15 protein-coding genes are annotated in these 21578 nt (G+C 37.2%); 7 read left to right on the top strand and 8 right to left on the bottom strand.

The features are described from left to right. Positions 1-24 precede the first annotated feature (24 nt). Positions 25-666, top strand: a complete 642-nt coding sequence (locus GQR94_RS12250) for an O-methyltransferase (protein ID WP_158975775.1) — start codon at positions 25-27, stop codon at positions 664-666. Here the strand turns inward: GQR94_RS12250 and GQR94_RS12245 are convergent. From GQR94_RS12245 to GQR94_RS12210, 8 genes are all read right to left on the bottom strand, one after another. Continuing rightward, positions 629-1204, bottom strand: a complete 576-nt coding sequence (locus GQR94_RS12245; RefSeq protein ID WP_158975774.1) for a phosphatase PAP2 family protein — start codon at positions 1202-1204, stop codon at positions 629-631. The two genes, GQR94_RS12250 and GQR94_RS12245, sit on opposite strands and share 38 nt — an antisense overlap. 2 nt (positions 1205-1206) lie before the next feature. Continuing rightward, on the bottom strand, positions 1207-1488 hold the full coding sequence (locus GQR94_RS12240; RefSeq protein WP_158975773.1) for a twin-arginine translocase TatA/TatE family subunit: 282 nt from the start codon (positions 1486-1488) through the stop codon (positions 1207-1209). Positions 1489-1676: 188 nt separating this feature from the next. Beyond that, a complete protein-coding gene (locus GQR94_RS12235) occupies positions 1677-3980 on the bottom strand; it encodes a M1 family metallopeptidase (protein WP_158975772.1) in 2304 nt (767 codons plus the stop codon). A gap of 62 nt (positions 3981-4042) precedes the next feature. Then, complete coding sequence (locus GQR94_RS12230; protein WP_233268293.1) at positions 4043-4576, bottom strand: DUF6702 family protein; 534 nt, start codon at positions 4574-4576, stop codon at positions 4043-4045. Between the two features lie 35 nt (positions 4577-4611). Next, positions 4612-5418, bottom strand: coding sequence for a hypothetical protein (locus GQR94_RS12225; protein ID WP_158975771.1), 807 nt, complete (start codon positions 5416-5418; stop codon positions 4612-4614). Between the two features lie 17 nt (positions 5419-5435). Then, the gene (locus GQR94_RS12220; protein WP_233268291.1) at positions 5436-6221 is read right to left on the bottom strand and encodes a carboxypeptidase-like regulatory domain-containing protein; all 786 of its coding nucleotides are present in this window, start codon (positions 6219-6221) and stop codon (positions 5436-5438) included. Between the two features lie 44 nt (positions 6222-6265). After that, positions 6266-7036, bottom strand: coding sequence for a carboxypeptidase-like regulatory domain-containing protein (locus tag GQR94_RS12215; protein WP_158975769.1), 771 nt, complete (start codon positions 7034-7036; stop codon positions 6266-6268). Continuing rightward, a complete protein-coding gene (locus GQR94_RS12210) occupies positions 7023-7784 on the bottom strand; it encodes a carboxypeptidase-like regulatory domain-containing protein (RefSeq protein ID WP_158975768.1) in 762 nt (253 codons plus the stop codon). The genes GQR94_RS12215 and GQR94_RS12210 overlap by 14 nt, the downstream gene beginning before the upstream one ends. A 177-nt stretch (positions 7785-7961) precedes the next feature. Between GQR94_RS12210 and pepE the strand changes: the two genes are divergently transcribed. The 6 genes from pepE to GQR94_RS12180 all read left to right on the top strand — a co-directional run bounded on the left by pepE (position 7962) and on the right by GQR94_RS12180 (position 21577). Next, on the top strand, positions 7962-8654 hold the full coding sequence (gene pepE / locus GQR94_RS12205; protein WP_158975767.1) for a dipeptidase PepE: 693 nt from the start codon (positions 7962-7964) through the stop codon (positions 8652-8654). Positions 8655-8812: 158 nt separating this feature from the next. Next, positions 8813-12289 (top strand): hypothetical protein, encoded by a 3477-nt coding sequence (locus GQR94_RS12200; RefSeq protein WP_158975766.1) that lies wholly within the window; start codon positions 8813-8815, stop codon positions 12287-12289. A 1-nt stretch (position 12290) separates the two neighbouring features. Beyond that, entirely contained in the window at positions 12291-13448 is a 1158-nt protein-coding gene (locus GQR94_RS12195) for a gliding motility-associated C-terminal domain-containing protein (protein WP_158975765.1), read from the top strand. A gap of 249 nt (positions 13449-13697) precedes the next feature. Next, positions 13698-19892, top strand: a complete 6195-nt coding sequence (locus tag GQR94_RS12190) for a hypothetical protein (protein WP_158975764.1) — start codon at positions 13698-13700, stop codon at positions 19890-19892. Between the two features lie 16 nt (positions 19893-19908). Continuing rightward, the gene (locus GQR94_RS12185; protein ID WP_233268290.1) at positions 19909-21060 is read left to right on the top strand and encodes a gliding motility-associated C-terminal domain-containing protein; all 1152 of its coding nucleotides are present in this window, start codon (positions 19909-19911) and stop codon (positions 21058-21060) included. A 58-nt stretch (positions 21061-21118) separates the two neighbouring features. Next, the gene (locus GQR94_RS12180; protein ID WP_158975762.1) at positions 21119-21577 is read left to right on the top strand and encodes a GNAT family N-acetyltransferase; all 459 of its coding nucleotides are present in this window, start codon (positions 21119-21121) and stop codon (positions 21575-21577) included. The last annotated feature ends 1 nt before the right edge of the window (position 21578 follow it).

The following is a 21578-nucleotide window of genomic DNA, read 5'->3' as shown; positions in this document are numbered from 1 at the left end:
TCTACTTTTGTGAAAAGTTTTTACATGCATTTCTTATCTCCTTTACTTGAAAATTATATTGCTGACAATTCTCAACAAGAACCCGAGGTTTTACAAGAGCTCACAAAAGAGACACATTTAAGAGTCATTCAGCCCAGAATGATTACGGGTCATTTTCAAGGAAGAGCTTTGAGTTTACTCTCCAAAATCATCCACCCTAAAACTATTTTAGAAATTGGCACCTACACGGGCTATTCTGCTATTTGTTTGGCTGAAGGATTACAAAAAAATGGTACACTACATACCATTGATGTCAATGAAGAACTGGTAGATATGCAGCGTAAATATTTTGACAAAAGCGGATTTGGAAATCAGATTATTCAACACACTGGCGATGCGCTTGAGATTATTCCAGAATTAAACGAAACCTTTGATTTAATTTTTATTGATGCCGAAAAAGCAAGCTATGATTATTATTTTGAGGCCGTCCTTAAAAAAACAAAACCTGGAAGTGTTATATTATCTGATAATGTCTTGTGGTCTGGAAAAGTGGTAGAACCCCTGAATCCTAAAGACAAAGTGACTAAAATATTATTAGATTATAATAAAAAATTAAAAGAAGATCCTAGAGTTGAAACGGTATTATTACCTATTCGTGATGGTTTGACCTTGAGTAGGGTGCTATAAATTTTAAATAAATTCCGTAAAATAAATCCCCAGAAAGTATACCTACGATGGCACCTGTTATTAAATCTACAGGATAATGCACTCCTACATAAATACGGCTAAACGCCAAAAATATAGGCCATATATAAAATACCCAGCTCCACTTAAAAATATCTTTAATAAAGAGCACTACAATTGTGGTTAATGCAAAGGAATAAGCAGAATGCCCTGAAAAGAAACTAAAGCCATTAGAACCTTTTATAATACGAATTAAGGTATTTATTTCAGCATCTGAACTTGGGCGTATTCTCCCAACTAATTCTTTTGTTACTCCCGTAAGAAGTAAAACAAAAAGTAACATTAAAACAGCGGTAAGTATTTTTTTAATTTTTTCTTCTTTGCTTCTCTTGTACATCACAAGAAAGAGGAATAGCACATAAAGTGGAATCCAAGTAGAGATATTTGTGGCAATACTCCAAAATTGGTCGTATTCTTCAATGCCCAGACTATTTAAATAAATAAAAGTTTCCCTATCCCAGGTTAACAATTTATCGAACATAGTTACTTTCTCTTAATGGTACCCGTAACGTCGTTAATGTTCTCCTTAACTTTATCTATTTGGTTTTTTATGTCTTTAGTGAAGTCGGTATTGATGCCTTGCTTATCAGCGCTTTTCTGAATTTCTTGTTTAATATCTTCAGTAGCATCTTTCAATTGACGCATCCCTTTACCCAAACCACGGGCAATATCTGGAATTTTATCTGCTCCAAATACCATCACCACTATAAAAAGTATGAAGAATATCTCCCCACCACTTATAAATAAAAAATGTGTCGTTAACATGATACAAATATAATGAGAAGTTTGTCAGTCGCATAAAAAAAAGAATAAAACATAATTCTACTTTTCAAACATTTAACATATTAGAGATAAACCATCTATAAAGTGCTAAAATGAAAAAAGCCAAGAACAAAAACATATCGTTTTCATTCTTGGCTTTTACTACTATAAACCCTTAATACGCGTAGAGATTAATCTTTATCGTTTTTAAACTTATCAAAATCTGATTGCTCTTCTTTTTTAGGCCAAGAGTTGTTCGTCGTATCTATATCTGCAGTTTCTGCTTTTGGATCTACAACAACACTTGTCAATTCTTTTTGCAAAGAAAGCATGCGTGTTACTTCTTTAGGATTCTTTCTCCAAATTTCTGGAGGATACGTAATGTTTTCTTTAGAACCATCTGCATAGGTGTATTCTACAATTAATGGCATTGGAATACCACCTGGCTTGGTGAACGTTACTTCATAAAAGAATTTAGGTTCCTTAACGGCTGCTCTTTCTGCAGGCGTCATATTATCCATCATAAATTCTTTTAATGGTGCAGAAATTTCGGATGCTACTTTACCTTTTAGAGAAGCGTCGTAATCTTCTGACCCTTCTTCTGCTAAGTATACTAACGGTGGTAAATCTTTAATATCTTGATTTCTTGCCGCAGCATATTCTTTCATTTTTGCTGTTGGCTTATCAGTAACAACATATTTTTTAACACTACCAACACCTATATCCACAAAATTAGTGGTGTAGAACCAACCTCTCCAGTACCAATCTAAATCTACTGCCGATGCATCTTCCATGGTACGGAAAAAATCTTCAGGAGTAGGGTGTTTAAACATCCATCTGTGAGAATATGTTTTAAACGCATGATCAAACAATTCTCTTCCCATTACCGTTTCTCTTAAAATATTAAGAGCTGTAGCTGGTTTGCCATAGGCATTATTCCCTAATTGGTATACATTTTCAGGATTAGACATAATTGGCGAAATATAATCTTGATCGCCACTCATGTAAGGTACAATTTTAGAAGGTTCTCCTCTTCTAGAAGGATATTTATCATTCGGCGCAATTGCTGCAGGAAACGCTTCACCAAATTCTTGTTCTGCCATGTATTGCATAAAAGTATCTAAACCTTCATCCATCCAACCCCACTGACGTTCGTCAGAGTTTACAATCATCGGGAAGAAGTTATGACCCACTTCATGAATAATAACACTAATCATCCCGTACTTCACACGGTCTGAATATGTCCCATCTTTTTCTGGTCTTCCGTAATTCCAGCAAATCATAGGATATTCCATCCCTTGATTTTTAGCATGTACAGAGATTGCTTTTGGATAAGGATAATCAAAAGTATGAGCAGAGTACGATCTTAAGGTATGTGCTACTGCTTTTGTAGAATATTCTTCCCATAATGGGTTTCCTTCTTTAGGATACATCGATACTGCCATAACATCTTTGCTACCCACTTTAACAGCTTGCATGTCCCAGATAAATTTTCTTGAGGTTGCAAAACCAAAATCACGCACATTTTCAGCTTTTAGCTTCCATGTTTTTGTTTTATCAGAAAAACTTTTCTCAGCTGCTTCTGCCTCTGCTTGTGTTACTATGATTACTGGCTTGTCATAAGATTTTTTTGCCAATTCGTAACGCTTCATCATTTCTTTAGAGAAAACGTCTTTTGTATTTTGAAGTACTCCTGTACCATCTAAAATATGATCTGCAGGAACTGTAATATTTACTTCGTAGTTACCAAAAGGAAGCGCAAACTCGCCATTCCCCCAGAACTGATGGTTTTGCCATCCTTCTACATCACTATACACTGCCATTCTAGGAAAAAACTGTGCAATAACATAGGCACGGTTTCCATCTTCAGGAAAATACTCGTATCCAGAACGCGCTCTATTTACAGTATGATCTGGAATGTTATAGTTCCATTTTACTTTAATAGAAATTTCATCTTTACTTTTCAAAGCTGTTGGCAAATCTACACGCATCATTGTTTGGTTAATGGTGTATGGCAATGCTTTACCACTAGCGTCTTTAACATACTCAATATTAAACCCACCATCAAAAGGCTCGGTCATAAAAGTACCAGAAAAACGTTCTACTGTACTTGCGAAAGGTGCTTCAGATCCGTTTCTTAAATCGGACTTCGTATCTTTCGTACGAACGTTCTGATCTAATTGCAACCATAAAAACTCTAAATTATCTGGAGAATTGTTGGTATACGTAATCGTTTCTTCACCAAAGATTTTTGCATTTTTATCATCTAGGGTAATGTCCATCTTATAATCAGCTTGCTGCTGGTAGTAATTAGGACCTGGTGCTCCAGATGCAGACCTATACGTGTTTGGAGTTGCAAACTCTTCGTACATCTGTTTAAATTCATTAACATTGCCATGCGGCGCTGATTTCTCTTTAACTTCTGTGTCTTGTGCGCTTAGAGTACTCGCTAACACAAACAAAAGTGCTGTAAAATAGTACTTGATTTTGCTCATTTCTTGAATTAATTAATTTAGTCGCTAGAAAATTAAAGCTTTTTTAAGAAACTGTTAACGTATTATTCCAAGTTTAACATTCCTTTATTATTATCACGAGTGAGAACAAAACTCTTTTTCGCTCCTAAAAGTTTAAAATGAACCACATTCTGTTGCTCATCAAACATATCTGTTAGCATTTCATTTGTAGCCGAAATAGATTTCATTTCAGGATAATTTACCTCCGGAACTTCTAGATAAACCACGATGATGTCATTATCGTACTTCTTACCGATATAGGTATATTCTCGTTGTTCTTGGTTTATTGTAATGATAAATTTTGACCTAATGTATTTTTCAATATACACCTCAATATCTTTCAGTTCATTTTCAGTCGCCATTCTACCTTTAATTCCGTAGCGTTCATTAAGCGTTTTCTCCAAATCATCAATAAAAATACGCGAGGTAATTTGCAAGGCTTTGTCTTTTTCCGAATACGCAATATTGGTTACCGTTACATAAAACTTATGCGCAGTAGTAAATGCTAACAAGGGGAATAATAAAATTAAAAAAACTTTCTTCAATGATTTCATAGTATTTAGTGTTCTTCTTTTCATGATTTAATGTACCAAAGCTTGTGCCAAAGGTAAAACTAATCTCGTTTATTATTCTTTAAGAATATCTTGCTCTTGTTTTCTATAAACTCCCAAATAATCAATTGATTTCCAGATTTCATTAGCGCATTGAAATCATCATCTACCTCACAGAAGTATATAAACTCATGTAGTTGCAGGTCTGGAATTTTCAGGTTCTTCGTAATAATAGAATCCGGATAATAAGCCAATAATTCCTCTACTACATTATTTTTCTCCTCCCTAATTATACGTTCTTTAAGCATTTTCGTACGACCCGAAATTCTGTTTAAAATTTTATGTGTATTTATGGCAAAGCCTAGCGGAAGAACTTTAATCATAGTACCACGGTCTGCTTCTAGCAATTTACGCTCATTATACGTCATTTTTACCACATGCGTGTTGGGCAAGCCTAAGGTAGAAGAGGAAACCACAGATGGCTTTAAACCAGATGCATCTTTCGATAAATCTCCCGATAAGTTATAAGGCATAACCACCACCTCATCCAATTCATTTTCAACTTCCTCTAAAGGAACTATAAGCCGCTTGCTTTTTAAAATAGCTTGGGTAATTATAATTTCTTTCTTTTTCAACTGTACGGACGAAAACAACACCGTATCATTTAAATGAACCGCAAGGGCAAAGAAGCCATAACCGTCTGTAATGGTTGCTTTTTTGGTAGTAACATTTTGCACATGAATACCTGCTAATTCTGAATTTGAAACCTGTATATTCCCTTCTAAAGTCGCTCCCTTTTCTTGCGCTTGCACCCCTACTGCCAGGAGTAGCATTACTGTAACAAGATATTCTTTAGCGCCTTTTTCCACGGTTGAATAGGATTAAATTACGGTATTTCTATAGTATTATTTTCCCGGTACACCTTGCTTTTTTTTCGTAGAAATTCCCATATTCTAATTTTATCGTGGGTATCAACGATACTCGAAAAAGAATCATCTACTTCACAGAAATACAAAAAATCATCAATCTTTAATGCCGGAATTTTTAATTCTGTTACATACAACGTATCAAGATAAAAAGCTCTCACGCGTTCTGTTCTGGCATATTTTTCATCGCGCTTTACACGATCTTTAAGCATTTTGGTTCTCCCTGTTATAGCATTAATTAATGGGGTTACAGCAATCAAACCACCCCCCGAAGTAGCCTCAATGAGTTTACGCTCACTTTGTGTTTTCTTCTTCACATACGCGTTAGGCAACCCTAATGTAGCAGCAACTACAACAGGCTCACTACGCATATCTTGAGCTAGATTACCTGTTAAGTTATATGGCATAACGACCACTTCCTTCAATTGGTTTAATGCAGGCGCTAAAGTGATATAAATGGTCTTGCTCGTAAGAATCTCTGCGGTTACTACAATTTCTTTTCGTTGGTATTGAATAGCAGAAAAAACGAGGGTATCCATTAAACTGGCAGAAATTGTAAAAAAGCCGTCTATATCTGTGATGGCTGCTTTTTTTGTAGAAATATTCATGACATGCGTTGCTGCCACATCCCCATCTGCACTAGAAACTTTTCCTTCTATCGCTTTAGAAAAATGACTTTGCGCCTGTCCACAAAAGCTGGCAGCGAAAAGTATAAAAACAACAGTATTTTTTAAATGTCTAATCAAAGGCAAAGAATAATTGTTAGTTTAAATTTGTCATGAAATAAGGATCAATCTAATTCATAATTTTTTCGGTAGGCAAAACTCTTCTGCAGCATAAATTCCCAAATACTTAAGTTATCTTTCTTATCAAGTGCTGCAAAAGAGGAATCTACCTCGCAGAAATACATAAAATCATTGATTTTATCTACAGGTATTTTCAATTGCTTCACATATAAAGAATCATGATAAGCTTTTCGAATAAACTCCGTACGCGTATATTTTGCCATACGCTCACGAATCAGGCGCAATCTTTTTGCTTCACCAGAAACTGCATTAAGTATAGCTATCAAAGGTCCTCCTGATCTTGCTGAGAAAGCCTTACGTTCTGCTTGGGTCATCTTCTCAACAAAAGCATTCGGCAATCCCAGACTTGCTGCTGTCAATGGCGGATCTACCTCCATTTTATTCATATCTCGCCCCAGCGCTCCACTTAAATTAAAAGGCATAACCACAACTTCATTTAAAGCATTTTGCGCAGGATCTAAGGTAATATAGAGGGCTTTACTCGCTAGTATTTCTTTAGTGACTACAATCTCTTTTCGTTGAAACTGTACTGCAGAGAATACAATCGTATCATTTAGACGCGCCGATACCGTAAAAAAACCATCTATATCTGTAATCGCTGCTTTTTGAGCGCTACTATTTAGCACATGAGTAGCGGCTACATCTCCATCTTCACTAGATACCCTACCTTTTATTTCTTTAGAAACAGTGTTTTGTGCCTGCAAGTTTGCGGCACAGATAAAAAAACAAGCGGTATAAAGGCTAGTTTTTATCATCTAATTCTGCGCGAAAATCCTTGCTTGCATTCACTAAAAAGTCAATTAGTTCAAACTCATTGGTCTTTTTAAGTAGTGATTGTTCAGGCAAGCGCGTATCGCAGTAATATAAAAATTGATTAATCTTATCTTGTGGCAATTGCAAATCAGACACAAAGAATTGATCATCATATACCTGACGAAGCACATCACTCACTTTTAATCTAGGAGCTGCTTCGGTTGTGGTACCGTCCTCATTTTTAATTCCTTTTTTGATGGCCTTAAAGATATTCACAAAGTTTATCCCGTTGGTCATCCCTCGTTCCTGATCAGACAAAGCAATGTTTTCTACTCTTGAAGTCTCATCAATACCGTACTCGTATTTTTTAAACTCTTCATTTTTTACAACAAGAAAAGCTTCTTGATTTTCTGGACCCACGACTACTTCATCTAATTCCGTTACCTTTTCATTCACCTCAACGACAAGTCTATTGTTCGCTAATATTTCGGCCGTAATAATGACACGCTTCATTTGATAGTTCAATGCGGTAAACACCAATTCATCGCCCTCTTTAACATTGATAGCATATTCTCCATCAGAATTGGTTATCACCCCTAATTCCGTAGTTACATTAATTACATTTTCATTCTGCACATTACTATTGCGGTACATTACTTTACCACGTAATAAAGTACGGTCTCCATTCTGAGCAAAAATTTGAGCGGTTGAGAAAGCAATAAAAAATACAAAAAGTATAATTTTTTTCATAAGGTTATTTTTATCTAAGAAACAAGTAGAGTAAAAACCCTCCTAGTTTCACATCTATACTACTGTTTGTATTAGTACAAGTTAAAGTTAAGTATAAAGGAAATATAAGTTACCCTCAAAAAAAAATAAAGCACCATTAAACTTTTGTTAATTTAGCAGATCAAAAAATACTACAAATTGAAAAATTTACTGCTTGCTAGCACATCTACATTACACGGGGAGGATTATTTGGCCTATCTTTTAGAAACGCTAGAAGACTTTTTTAAAGATATAGACACCATAACCTTTATCCCTTATGCCAGACCTGGCGGAATTTCCCATGATGAATACACAGCCCTTGTTGCAAAGGCATTTGGGACCATAGGTAAAAAAGTTGTGGGGCTACACACCTATGAAGATGTAGCAAAAGGAATCTCTGATGCTAAGGCTTTTTTTACGGGTGGCGGGAATACCTTTCTCCTAGTAAAACAATTGCATGAATTGGAATTAATGGATGTATTGAAAAACAAAATTTTGGCAGGAACACCCTATTTTGGAACCAGCGCAGGAAGCAATATCGCAGGTATAAACATGCAAACTACCAATGATATGCCTATTGTGTACCCTCCTAGTTTTAAAACCTTAGGCCTTGTACCTTTTAATATTAATGCACATTATCTAGATCCAGATCTAAAAAGTAACCATAATGGAGAAACAAGGGAAACTAGAATTAAAGAATTCCATTGCTTCAATACAACGCCAGTAGTAGGCTTACGTGAAGGAAGTTTCATTCATATTAAAGGTAAAAATAGCACATTAAAAGGAGCTTTCAAAGCGAGAATTTTCGAGCAAAATAAAACCCCGTATGAGGGAATAAACCTACACTTTTAACCCTAATTAGAAAGTAAAAAAAACTGTTTATTTACAGAGCTATTCCTTAACTTTCAATCAGTTAAACTAGAGCAATTGCATTTCATCCTAAAAAAGGGGTGAAATCTTTATATAATTGTAGTTTTATAAAAAATAACCCCTAATAAGTTCTTACACTTATGCGCAATTTTAATTTCAAAACAGTTGTAATTATAGCATTTCTATTCCTTGGAACCGGACTTCTTCATGCCCAAGTTAAAATAGGAAGCAACCCACAAACTATAAACCCAGCATCCTTATTAGAATTAGAAAGCATTGATAAAGCTTTTGTAATTAACCGAGTAAATACGGTTCAGATGAATGCTATTCTTCCCTTAGAAGGTGCTATGGTCTATAATACTGAAGAGCAATGCTTACATTATTATGATGGAACGCAATGGATTAATATTTGTGAAGCCTTTGGTGATGCATTAACTTTTACTAGTGAGGCATTAGAAAATCCAGGTAATTTTGAAACAATTACCATTACTAAAACTACAGATAGCAATTATAATTTTGAAGTAGGCCTATTGAATGCTACAAACATACAAGATGGAACCATCAGTAGTATAAAATTAGTAGACGGTGCTGTTACTCAGAATAAATTAGCAGATAATGCAGTAAGCAATGCTAAAATACAGAATGGAACGATACAATTTGGAAAGATGGCTCCCGGATTACCAAATACTATTTTGCAAACCAATAATTCTTCTTTTGTAGAATGGGCTCCATTAAATGTAGATAATGTTTCTGGAAAATTACTTTCAAATGAATTGGTAGCAGGTACAAGCGCTGATAACTCTATAATTGTAACCAATGGAGACGGTGCTACTTTAAAAGATACCCAGATAAGAGTCGCTGATGCAGGAATCACCAATACAAAACTTGCTGTAGACGCTGTAACTAACGATAAGATTTTAAATGAAACCATACTTTCGGAAGATATTCTAGACGGTACTATTGCGGAAGCTGATGTCGCTGATGATGCGATTACGAATGCAAAACTTGCAAACAATGCGGTAAATACTTTAGAACTTGCAGATGATGCCGTAACTACAGATAAAATAGGAACTACTGCAGGTGATGAAAATAAAATTTTAGGAACTAGCGCTACTGGAGATCCTGAGTGGCAAGATGCTGCAACTTTAGCCACCAACTTAGGCGAAGATGTTACCTCTACAAACGGTTCTATTACAGGTACTACTCTCGATGCTGCCTTAGTTGCTATGGATTTAGGTATAAAAGCAGATGATATCACTATAGAAGTAAACCCTGATAATGTTACCGGAATTCAAGTAAAAGATGACGGAATCACCATTGATAAAATTGGGGCCGATACTACTACAGATTTAAATAGACTATTAGGTACAGACGCACTGGGTGATGCTGTATGGTTAGACAAAAGTACTGTAGCTATTAGCGATTTTGGAGTTGCTACTGCAGATATAGATATGGGTACATTTGCTATCACAAATTTAGCAACCTTACCTTCAACTAATCCATTGAGCACTCCTTTAGATGCTGCTAACAGGGCATATGTAGATGCTGCTGTTGGTGGTTCTGCTCAAATTATAGTTAGCGGTGACACAGGAAACGCTATATCTACAAGCGCAATAGATGGCGGTGCATTTTATGACGCATCAGTTAAAGAAGATACCGCAAATAAATCAAATGACGGAACTTTGATAGCTAACTCAGCTATTCTGTTTCCAACGGAACAAGCTGTAAAAACTTATGTTGATACTGAAGTTTCTAATCAAACTATTGTAAGTCTTGATGCAAACAATTCTATAACTGCAAGTGGAACTGACGGTGGCGCTTTTTTTGACGCGGCAGTGAAAGAAGATACCGCAAATAAATCAAATGATGGTACTTTAGCAACTAACTCAGCTACTCTGTTTCCAACGGAACAAGCTGTAAAAACTTATGTTGACACTGAAGTTTCTAATCAAACTATTGTAAGTCTTGATGCAAACAATTCTATAACTGCAAGTGGAACTGACGGTGGTGCTTTTTTTGACGCGACAGTGAAAGAAGATACCGCAAATAAATCAAACGACGGTACTTTAGCAACTAACTCAGCTACTCTGTTCCCAACGGAACAAGCTGTAAAAACTTATGTTGATACTGAAGTTTCTAATCAAACTATTGTAAGTCTTGATGCAAACAATTCTATAACTGCAAGTGGAACTGACGGTGGTGCCTTTTTTGACGCGGCAGTTAAAGAAGATACTGCTAATAAATCAAACGACGGTACTTTAGCAACTAACTCAGCTACACTATTTCCAACGGAACAAGCTGTAAAAACTTATGTAGACTTTCAAATTACGGGTTCTAATGCCTTAGCTGATGCCAATATATTTATTGGTGATGGTTCAGGTATTGCGCAACCAAATACCATTACTGGTGACGCCACATTAACAAACACTGGTATTCTTGAAATTGAAGACAATGTGATCACAGCTACTAATTTAAATGCAGATGTTGCTGGAGCTGGTCTAGAAAATGATGCTACAACAAATGCTTTGGATGTTTTAGTTGATGGTACAACTATTGAAATTGATGCTACAAATGGATTACAAGTTGTAACCAACAGTATTGGAACTAGTAAAATAGAAGACAATTCTATTGTTGATGCTGATGTAAATACAGGAGCCGCAATAGACGGTTCAAAAATTAACCCAATATTTACAGATGACGTTTCTACATCAGGAACATTAACCACAACAGGTACAGCAACTATTGGTGCAAATACTATTTCAAATACGCTTGGAGGTAGTGGGCAGATCTTAACTACCGATGGTGCAGGTCTTGCTACTTGGGAAGATCCTGCAACCAGCATACCCATGGGTACTGCAGGTTCAATCTTTTTCTCTGATGGAGCAAGTGGATTACTAGAGAATAATGCAGAGCTTTTTTGGGACAGTACAAACAATAGATTTGGTATTGGAACAAACACGGGCTTATTAAATAAACTTACAGTAGACGGATCAATCAGAACTTCTGGTTTAACCAACTCAGATGGTACACCAGGACAACCTTCTTATAGATTTACAGGTGACGCTGATACAGGCATGTACAGTAACGCAGCTGACCAACTAGCGTTCGGAACAGGTGGTACCGAAGCACTTAGAATAATAGCGAATCAGAACGTAGGTATTGGTACGGCTACTCCTAATGAAAGTTTACACGTTGCAAACAACATGCAATTAGACGGCAGCTTTAAAGATAAAGATGGCGATACAGGAACTAACGGTCAAGTATTAACCTCTACCGCAACAGGAACAGATTGGAAAGCTCCTGCTGTTGTTGCTATGGGAAAGGTTGCCTCAGGAGGTTCACCAGCAAACGTCAACGGAGCAATTGTTACTCGCTTTTCCGCCGGCAGATACGATGTGAATTTTACAACAACAATGCCTGATGAAGACTACATTGTTCAACTAACACTTTTAGGATCACTAGCAGGAACTAATATACAAGTTTCTCGAAATCCATCCGTACCATCAAACACAAGCTTTAGAATAGACATTACTAGAACAACTTTTGATAGTACAGCTAATAATTTGTCTCTTAGTTTTGTTGATGCTTCTTTCTACTTTACCGTAACAGACTTTTAATATGAAGTACCTACACTACATCCTATTTTTATTTGTTGGTCTGGCAAGTCATGCGCAAACGGCATTAAACCATACCGGTGGCATGCAGTTGCATGATGGCGCCGAGGTGGGTTTTCACACCAACTTTATTAATAATGCCCCCTTTGATCAAAACTTAGGTTTGGTAGGCTTTTACGGTTCCCGTTTTTTAAATATCCAAGGAACAGTTTCTCCTATCTTTTATGATTTTGAAATATTTGCAGATAGCGGGGTCACCTTAAACATTGCAGCCAACGCTACCAACAACGTAAATTTTATTGGTGGAGATATCATGACCCAAAAATCATTGCAAGACATTTATTTTGGACTCTTAGACAATGCCATGCACAATGGCGAAAGCAATATGTCTAAAGTAAATGGGTATGCTTTAATGACCAACCAACAGACCTATCAATTTCCTATTGGAGACGAGTTTCAATTGCGTCCATTAATTTTAAATAGTAATAGCGTAAACTTAACAGCAAAATGTGCATACTTTTTTGAGAACCCTAATGCACCCTTATCATTCACTCAAACTTTTGACACTGGAGATAAAGACCGACAATTAAGTTTAATCAACACACAAGAATTTTGGCGTTTAGAAAGTAGCGTCCCTTCTACCGTAACCATATCATGGAATACTAGAAGTGCTATAAATACATTAACAGAAGTCACCGAAAACTTACTGGTTGTAGGTTGGAGTAAAGCAGAACAAAAATGGGATATTCTAGGCAATGCTGCAGTAAGTGGTGATGCTGAAAATGGTATTATCACTTCAGAAGAATTTCTACCTGATGATTATGAAATTATTACTATTGGTAGCTTGCTGGTACCACAAGACCGTTTAACCATTGATAATTTCTATTTATCTCCCAACGGTGATGGCATTAATGATGTTTTAGTCATTGAAGAGTTAGAATTATCTGATCAGAATGAATTAAAATTATATGATCGGAATGGCCTTTTAGTCTTTAGACAAGAAAATTATACGAATGAATTTGCAGGAATTTCTAATATAGATAACAACGTGATTCAGAGAGACGCAGGTTTACCATCAGGCATCTACTTTTATATTGTAAATATGTATGATTTAGGGTATGAGTTTCAAGGTTTTTTATATTTAGCACAACCTACATTTTAGTAACTTGAACCAAAAAAGATTAAAATTGCGAAAATTTAACATATAAATTCTCACTAGTTCAAAAGAAAACCTAAAACCAACGTAGTACAGATAAACAAGATGCTTTGAGCTTGTTTGTAATATTAATCCTACGTATTACGTAATCTATATTCCCACGCTAGTACCGTGTATTTTCTAAGTTTCACAACAATTTGTTTGACTTAATCGGCTGTGGTTTCTAACTTTACGGAAACACACACCATTAACATTATGAAAATCACGTTTCCCCTAGCTGTATTTCTGCTTTCCATAGGCATGTCCTATGGGCAAGTAAAAGTTGGAGATAATATTAATAGTATAGACTCCAATTCTATCCTTGAATTAGAAAGCAATTCCAAAGTTTTAGTAGTCACTCGTATCACAAACATCGAGATGAATGCAATAGCACCTATGAACGGAGCATTAGCTTACAATACCGACGAAGACTGCTTATACCAATACAGAAATAATACATGGACCAGTTTATGTGTTGATGTTACAGGCGGTCAAACAATCACCACCATTACAGATAACAACGACGGCACCTTCACTTATACCAACGAAGCAGGTATTGATGTAACTATAGAAAAGGCAAATCTAGAAGACAATAGTGATGGCACCTACACTTTCAGCAATAGCACTACTACTCTTTTAATAGACACAGCTGCAGATAGCAATAGTTATAACAATAGTATTTCACGTATTACCGCATCAAATGTACAGGACGCTATTGACTTCTTAAAAACAGAAACCGACAACGCGATCGTTGCATTGCAAAATGATATCAATACAAACACCACCAATTTCACCAGCTTATTGGATGATAAAGAAGATACCGCCAATAAATCTACGGATGGTACTTTAGTGGATAATTCTGATGTAGACTTCCCAACAGAACAGGCTGTAAAGACCTATGTAGATGCACAAGTAGGTGCCGTCAATCAAGATGATGATATTACCGCTGCTACTTTAGATGCCGCAACAAATATCTTAACTATTGAAGAAGGAACAGCTACTTCCATAGATGTGAACCTATCCAGTTTAGAAGAATCAGCAGACATCACTGCAAATACAACATTAATAAATAACGAAGTCACTAGAGCTACCCTTGCCGAAGCAGCAAATGCAGACGACATTACTGATTTACAAACCGACAAAGAAGATACGGCTAACAAATCTACAGATATTACCTTATCGGATCCAACCAATGTTGAATTCCCAACAGAACTAGCGGTGAAAACATACGTAGACACCCAAGTAGATGCGGTCAATACATTAGCAGATGGCGCTATTTACCTAGGCGATGGGACCAATACAGCCCAAGAGGTAATTATGAGTGGTGATGCTACTATTGACAATACAGGAATCATTACTATTTCTGATGATGTGGTAAATGCTGCTAATTTAAATCCGGATGTTGCAGGAACAGGTCTTTCACAAAATGTAGCAACTGGAGCCCTTGAGGTAGATGCCTTAGAGGTAACTGATGTTATTGCAGGAAATAGAATTGCAACGATTACTGAAACAAATGGAACCTCTGTAGAAATTGATGAAAGTATAACGTCACTCTCTGTGCAAGCAGGAGCCGAATCTACCTTACGCTTTACGAATGAAGCCGGTGGTTTTAATGACATTCCTAATATTGTTCGGAGTGTAAATGGAGTAACACCCGCTTCCAATGGTAATGTAGCCGTAATTCTTTCAAGTACTTCTACAGGTATAGAATTAGACAGACCAGCAACCGCGGTAGATTCTGATATCTATATTGTTTCGGGAGAAGTTGCACCAAATGCAGACCGGAATGGCGTAGCCTTTATTTATGATGATGTAAATGGCTGGCAAGAGGTTACTACTGATTTATCTACCAGTGATGCCCGCTATGTAAATGCTAATGGTGATGCTATGGTGGGCCCCTTAGCAATGGGAAACTATAATATTACCAACCTTAGTGACCCAGCAAATGCACAAGATGCAGCAACAAAAAATTATGTAGATACCGAACTATTAGCTATTGAACAGGATGATGATATTACCGCGGCCACTTTAGACGCTACCACTAACATCTTGACTATTGAAGAAGGTACAGCTACTTCTATCGATGTAAACCTTTCTGATTTAGATGACACTGCTGCCATAGCAACTGAAACAGCAAGAGCAACAGCTGCCGAAACTGCAAACGCAACGGCAATTAGCGATGAAGAAATAAGAGCAACAGCCGCTGAAACCGCAAACGCCGATGACATTACAGATTTACAAACCGACAAAGAAGACACGGCTAACAAATCTACCGACGTCACTTTAGCAGATGCTACCAACGTATTGTTCCCAACAGAACTTGCTGTAAAAACGTATGTAGACAATCAAATAGGCAACGTAAATCAAGATGACGATATTACCGCTGCCACTTTAGACGCAACCACCAACATCTTAACTATTGAAGAAGGTACAGCTACTTCCATTGATGTAAACCTTTCTGATTTAGATGACTCTGCTGCCATAGCAACTGAAACGGCAAGAGCAACAGCTGCGGAAACTGCCAACGCAACGGCAATTAGCGATGAAGAAATAAGAGCAACAGCCGCAGAAACGGCAAACGCCGATGACATTACAGATTTACAGGCAGACAAAGAAGACACGGCTAACAAATCAACAGACGTCACTTTAGCAGATGCTACCAACGTATTGTTCCCAACAGAACTTGCTGTAAAAACATATGTAGACAATCAAATAGGAAGCGTCAATCAAGATGATGATATTACCGCGGCCACTTTAGACGCTGCCACTAACATCTTGACTATTGAAGAAGGAACAGCTACTTCTATCGATGTAAACCTTTCTGATTTAGATGACTCTGCTGCCATAGCAACTGAAACGGCAAGAGCAACAGCTGCGGAAACTGCCAACGCAACGGCTATCAGCGATGAAGAAATAAGAGCAACAGCCGCAGAAACGGCAAATGCAGGCGACATTACAGATTTACAAAACGATAAAGAAGACACCACAAACAAATCTACAGATATCACTTTAGCAGATGCTACCAACGTATTGTTCCCAACCGAACTTGCTGTAAAAACATATGTAGACAATCAAGTAGGCGCTGTTAACCAAGATGATGATATTACCGCTGCTACTTTAGACGCAACCACCAACATCTTAACTATTGAAGAAGGAACAGCTACTTCTATCGATGTAAACCTTTCTGACTTAGATGACTCTGCTGCCATAGCAACTGAAACGGCAAGAGCAACAGCTGCAGAAACTGCAAACGCAACGGCAATTAGCGATGAAGAAATAAGAGCGACAGCCGCAGAAACTGCAAACGCCGATGACATTACAGATTTACAGGCAGACAAAGAAGATACGGCTAACAAATCAACAGACGTCACTTTAGCAGATGCAACCAACGTATTGTTCCCAACCGAACTTGCTGTAAAAACATATGTAGACAATCAAGTAGGCGCTGTTAACCAAGATGATGATATTACCGCGGCCACTTTAGACGCTACCACTAACATCTTGACTATTGAAGAAGGTACAGCTACTTCTATTGATGTAAACCTTTCTGATTTAGATGACTCTGCTGCCATAGCCACTGAAACGGCAAGAGCAACAGCTGCGGAAACTGCAAACGCAACGGCAATTAGCGATGAAGAAATAAGAGCAACAGCCGCAGAAATGGCAAATGCAGGCGACATTACAGATCTACAGACAGACAAAGAAAACACCGCAAACAAATCAACAGATATTACTTTAGCAGATGCTACCAACGTATTGTTCCCAACAGAACTTGCTGTAAAAACGTATGTGGACAATCAAATAGGAAGCGTCAATCAAGATGATGATATTACCGCTGCTACTTTAGACGCAAGCACCAACATCTTAACTATTGAAGAAGGAACAGCTACTTCTATAGATGTAAACCTTTCTGACTTAGATGACTCTGCTGCCATAGCAACTGAAACGGCAAGAGCAACAGCTGCCGAAACGGCAAACGAAACGGCAATCAGCGATGAAGAAATAAGAGCAACAGCCGCAGAAACGGCAAATGCAGGCGACATTACAGATTTACAAAACGATAAAGAAGACACGGCTAACAAATCTACAGATATCACTTTAGCAGATGCTACCAATGTATTGTTCCCAACCGAACTTGCTGTAAAAACGTATGTAGACGATCAATTCAATTTAATCAGACAGGATGATGATATTACATCAGCCGTGCTAAATGGTTCTAGTCAATTAACCATCTTTGAAGGGACTTCTGCGGTAACTGTTAATTTAGCAGCATTAGAAGAATCTACCGAAATTACAGCAAATACTACCGCGATAGCAAATGAGGAAATTAGAGCTACTACAGCAGAAACAACAAACGCAGATACGATAACCGCAGAAGAAGCTAGAGCAACTGCCGCAGAAACAGCAAATGCCAGTGACATTACGACTCTACAAACTGATAAAGAAGATACAGCTAACAAATCTACTGACGTCACTTTAGCAGATGCAACCAACGTATTGTTCCCAACAGAATTAGCTGTAAAAACCTATGTAGACAACCAAATATCTACCGTAAACACTTTAAATAATGGCAACATTTTTATGGGAGATGGGTCCAATACAGCTCAAGCTGTAACCGTAAGCGGTGACGCAACGCTGAGTAACACCGGCCTTTTAACCGTTGAAGATGATGCAATAACCGCAGCTAAAATAAATGCAGATGTAGCCGGCACGGGACTTTCCCAAAATGCAACTACAGGAGCACTAGAAGTTGATGCTTTAAGTGTAACCAATGTAATTGCAGGAAATAGAATTGCCACAATTACAGAAACCAATGGTACTAGTGTTGAAATTGATGAAACCATAACCTCATTAAGTGTAGCTCCTGGAGATGATAGTATTCTTCGTTTCACCAATGAAGCTGGTGGCTTTAATGATATCGCCAGTATGGTAAGAACAGTGAATGGCGTAGCCCCTGCTTCTAATGGTAATGTTGCTGTAATTTTATCAAGTACCAGTACAGGTCTAGAGACGAACATACCTACTACAGCCGTAGATTCTGATATTTATATTGTTTCTGGGGAAGTAGCTCCAAATGCAGATCGTAATGGTGTAGCCTTTATTTTTGATGATATGACAGGGTGGCAAGAAGTTACCACAGATTTATCTTCAAACGATGCGCGCTATGTAAATGCTAATGGAGATGCTATGGTAGGACCTTTAGCCATGGGAAATTTTAATATTACTAATTTAAATGATCCTACAAATGCTCAAGATGCAGCAACAAAAAACTATGTAGACAACTTATCTAGTGGCGCTATTACCTCTACTGATATAGATGTAACAGGCGGGACCAATGCAACCTTTACTAATGTAGGTTTAACTATTGCAGATAATGCTATTACGACTGCAAAAATTGCTAATGGCGAAGTAACTACAGATGATTTAGCTACAGATGCTGTAACAAGTATTAATATCACTGATGCCAATGTAACGACCACCAAAATTGCACCAGGAAGTAACAACCAATCTTTAATTACAGATAATACAGGTACCGTTACTTGGGTAGATGCAGATGCTTTAAACCATACAGGTACAGAAGGATCTTTATTCTTTGCCGCTTCATCAGGAGCCCCTACAGAAGATAACAATCAACTCTTTTGGGATAGTAGCAACGATAGATTGGGAATTGGGACAAATACGCCAACCCATAAATTACAGGTAAGCGGACAGGTAAGGGCTACTTCATTTGCTAATGCTGATGGAACCGCTAATGCTCCATCGTATCGTTTTAATGATGATGCTAATACGGGTATGTTCAGAGCTGCCGCAGATCAATTAGGTTTCTCTACCGGGAGTATCGAAGCAATAAGAATTGATGCTTCTCAGAATGTAGGTATTGGAACTTCTACTCCAGACGAAAGTTTACATATTGCAAATAACATGCGATTAGATGGATCTTTTGAAGATAAAGATGGGGATGCAGGAACTACGGGACAAGTATTGAGTACTACTGCAACAGGAACGGACTGGATAGATCCTGCACCAAGTGCTACAGTAAGTACTGACGCAAACAACAGTGTTTCATTAGGGACAGATTCAGGAATATTTTACGAAAGTCCAATTAAAGCATTTGGTAAGATAGCTGCTAATGGTGCTATCTTAAAAGCAACAGCAGGAATTACGATAACGAAACTTACAGGAGAAGGACACTACCAAGTAAACCTGCCAGCCGGAACAACTTCAGACTCTAATTACATCATACAAATATCGCAACCAGGACGCGGAGGAGACGGCAATGATGATCCAGGAATCGCCTACACCAACCAAACTACAAATACCTTTGAAGTTATTATGGGTGATAATGATAATGGTGGAACAGATAGAGCAAGATTTGATTCTGAGTTTATGTTTACAATCTTAGACTTCTAAAAATAACACCATGATTATGAAACAAAACATAGTAGTATTTTTAGGTGGCTTGTTACTCGGTATTGCACCTAGTAACGCTCAAGAACAAGCACAAAATTTTGGTGCCTTAAAAATACACGAAGGCGGGAGCTTAGGCTTTCACGACAACCTGATAAACAACGGATCTTTTGACGAAAACACAGGATTAGTAGGGTTCTATAACACGAACGACCTTACTATCTCCGGAGCTTTTAGACCTATATTTGAGGATGCAGAAATAGTCGTTACTAATCATTTAAATTTAGAAATTGGTGTAGGTATAACTAACAATAGTAACTTCATTATTGGCAATGTAGTAACCCCCAGAAATCAATTAGATATTACCTTCGATTATATCAATGATGCTTTTTACACAGGGGAGACAGATTTAACTAAAGTAGATGGCTATACGGCATTAACGAACAAACAAAATTTTCTATTCCCAACCGGAATTATAGATAAATTACGCCCAATAGAATTAAGATCTAGTAGTATCAATGCTTTAGCCAAGGCCGCCTATTTCTATGAAGACCCAAATGTTCCTTCAACATTTACCACCAGTTTTAACACCGATGAAAAAAGTGATATTTTATTGCGTATAAGCAGTTATGAGTATTGGGATGTAGATAGTGATGTACTATCAAATGTTATTCTCACATGGGATGCTGATAGTAGTATTTCAAATATTGTAGACCGTATAGAAGACTTAAGAGTGGTAGGCTGGGACCAAGCAGAAGGTATTTGGGTAGATTTAGGAAATACTAATCTTTCAGGAGATTTTACATCAGGAAGTATAACCTCTGCCACATTTTTACCGAACACCTATGAGATAATTACTTTTGGAGAAAGCCTAAGTACAGAAAGTATCACTTTAGACAACTATATCCTTACTCCAAACAATGATGGCGTAAATGATTATTTGGTTATTGATGCCGTTACTCTGTCACCCAATAATAAAATAGAAATATATAACCGATGGGGGCGTATTGTATATACCGTAGAAAATTACGAAAACCTTTTTAACGGAACTGCTAATAACAAATTCACAATCAGTAAGGACAAAGGACTTCCTGATGGAATCTATTTTTACATTGTAAAATTATTTGATATTGAAGTTACCCACCAAGGATATCTTTACTTAAATAATTAATTTTATCGTATGGAAATAAGAACGTGTATCTTTAATTTAGCAATCCTAAAAGACAATAATGGGCAAAAATACCGTTACTACTTTAGTATCTAAATTAATAACAGCAGAAGAAACCTACCCTGTGCGTCATTCTGTTTTAAGAAAAGGGCGACCTATTGCCACTTGCATGTTGGATGGTGATGAACTATCGGAAACATTTCATGTAGGCGGATTTTTAAACGATAAGCTGGTAGCTGTTGCGTCATTTTACAATGCAAACCATTCAGACCACAGCTTCGTAGAGGCTGCGCAATTAAGAGGAATGGCAGTTTTAGACGACTACCACGGACTTGGCTATGGTAAGCAGTTATTACAATTTGGAGAAGAATTATTAAAAAAGAAAACAAAAACTACCGTTTGGATGAACGCTCGGGTTTCGGCTGTTGGCTTTTATACCAATCTAGGATATCATAAAATTGGCGCGATATTTGAAATACCTTTGGTAGGGGAACATTATGTTATGTTTAAAAAAATATAGA

The sequence above is a fragment of the Cellulophaga sp. L1A9 genome (genome assembly GCF_009797025.1).
In the GTDB taxonomy this organism is placed as follows: domain Bacteria; phylum Bacteroidota; class Bacteroidia; order Flavobacteriales; family Flavobacteriaceae; genus Cellulophaga.
The sequence above is the reverse complement of the archived record's forward strand: the minus strand, read 5'-3'. Positions and strand labels throughout refer to the sequence as shown.

Excerpts from the sequence above, each read along its gene's own strand:
- GQR94_RS12250 (WP_158975775.1), top strand. The coding sequence starts at position 25 with ATGCATTTCTTATCTCCTTTACTTGAAAATTATATTGCTGACAATTCT.
- GQR94_RS12245 (WP_158975774.1), bottom strand. The coding sequence starts at position 1,204 with ATGTTCGATAAATTGTTAACCTGGGATAGGGAAACTTTTATTTATTTA.
- GQR94_RS12240 (WP_158975773.1), bottom strand. The coding sequence starts at position 1,488 with ATGTTAACGACACATTTTTTATTTATAAGTGGTGGGGAGATATTCTTC.
- GQR94_RS12235 (WP_158975772.1), bottom strand. The coding sequence starts at position 3,980 with ATGAGCAAAATCAAGTACTATTTTACAGCACTTTTGTTTGTGTTAGCG.
- GQR94_RS12230 (WP_233268293.1), bottom strand. The coding sequence starts at position 4,576 with ATGAAAAGAAGAACACTAAATACTATGAAATCATTGAAGAAAGTTTTT.
- GQR94_RS12215 (WP_158975769.1), bottom strand. The coding sequence starts at position 7,036 with ATGATAAAAACTAGCCTTTATACCGCTTGTTTTTTTATCTGTGCCGCA.
- GQR94_RS12210 (WP_158975768.1), bottom strand. The coding sequence starts at position 7,784 with ATGAAAAAAATTATACTTTTTGTATTTTTTATTGCTTTCTCAACCGCT.
- GQR94_RS12200 (WP_158975766.1), top strand. The coding sequence starts at position 8,813 with ATGCGCAATTTTAATTTCAAAACAGTTGTAATTATAGCATTTCTATTC.
- GQR94_RS12195 (WP_158975765.1), top strand. The coding sequence starts at position 12,291 with ATGAAGTACCTACACTACATCCTATTTTTATTTGTTGGTCTGGCAAGT.
- GQR94_RS12190 (WP_158975764.1), top strand. The coding sequence starts at position 13,698 with ATGAAAATCACGTTTCCCCTAGCTGTATTTCTGCTTTCCATAGGCATG.
- GQR94_RS12185 (WP_233268290.1), top strand. The coding sequence starts at position 19,909 with ATGAAACAAAACATAGTAGTATTTTTAGGTGGCTTGTTACTCGGTATT.
- GQR94_RS12180 (WP_158975762.1), top strand. The coding sequence starts at position 21,119 with ATGGGCAAAAATACCGTTACTACTTTAGTATCTAAATTAATAACAGCA.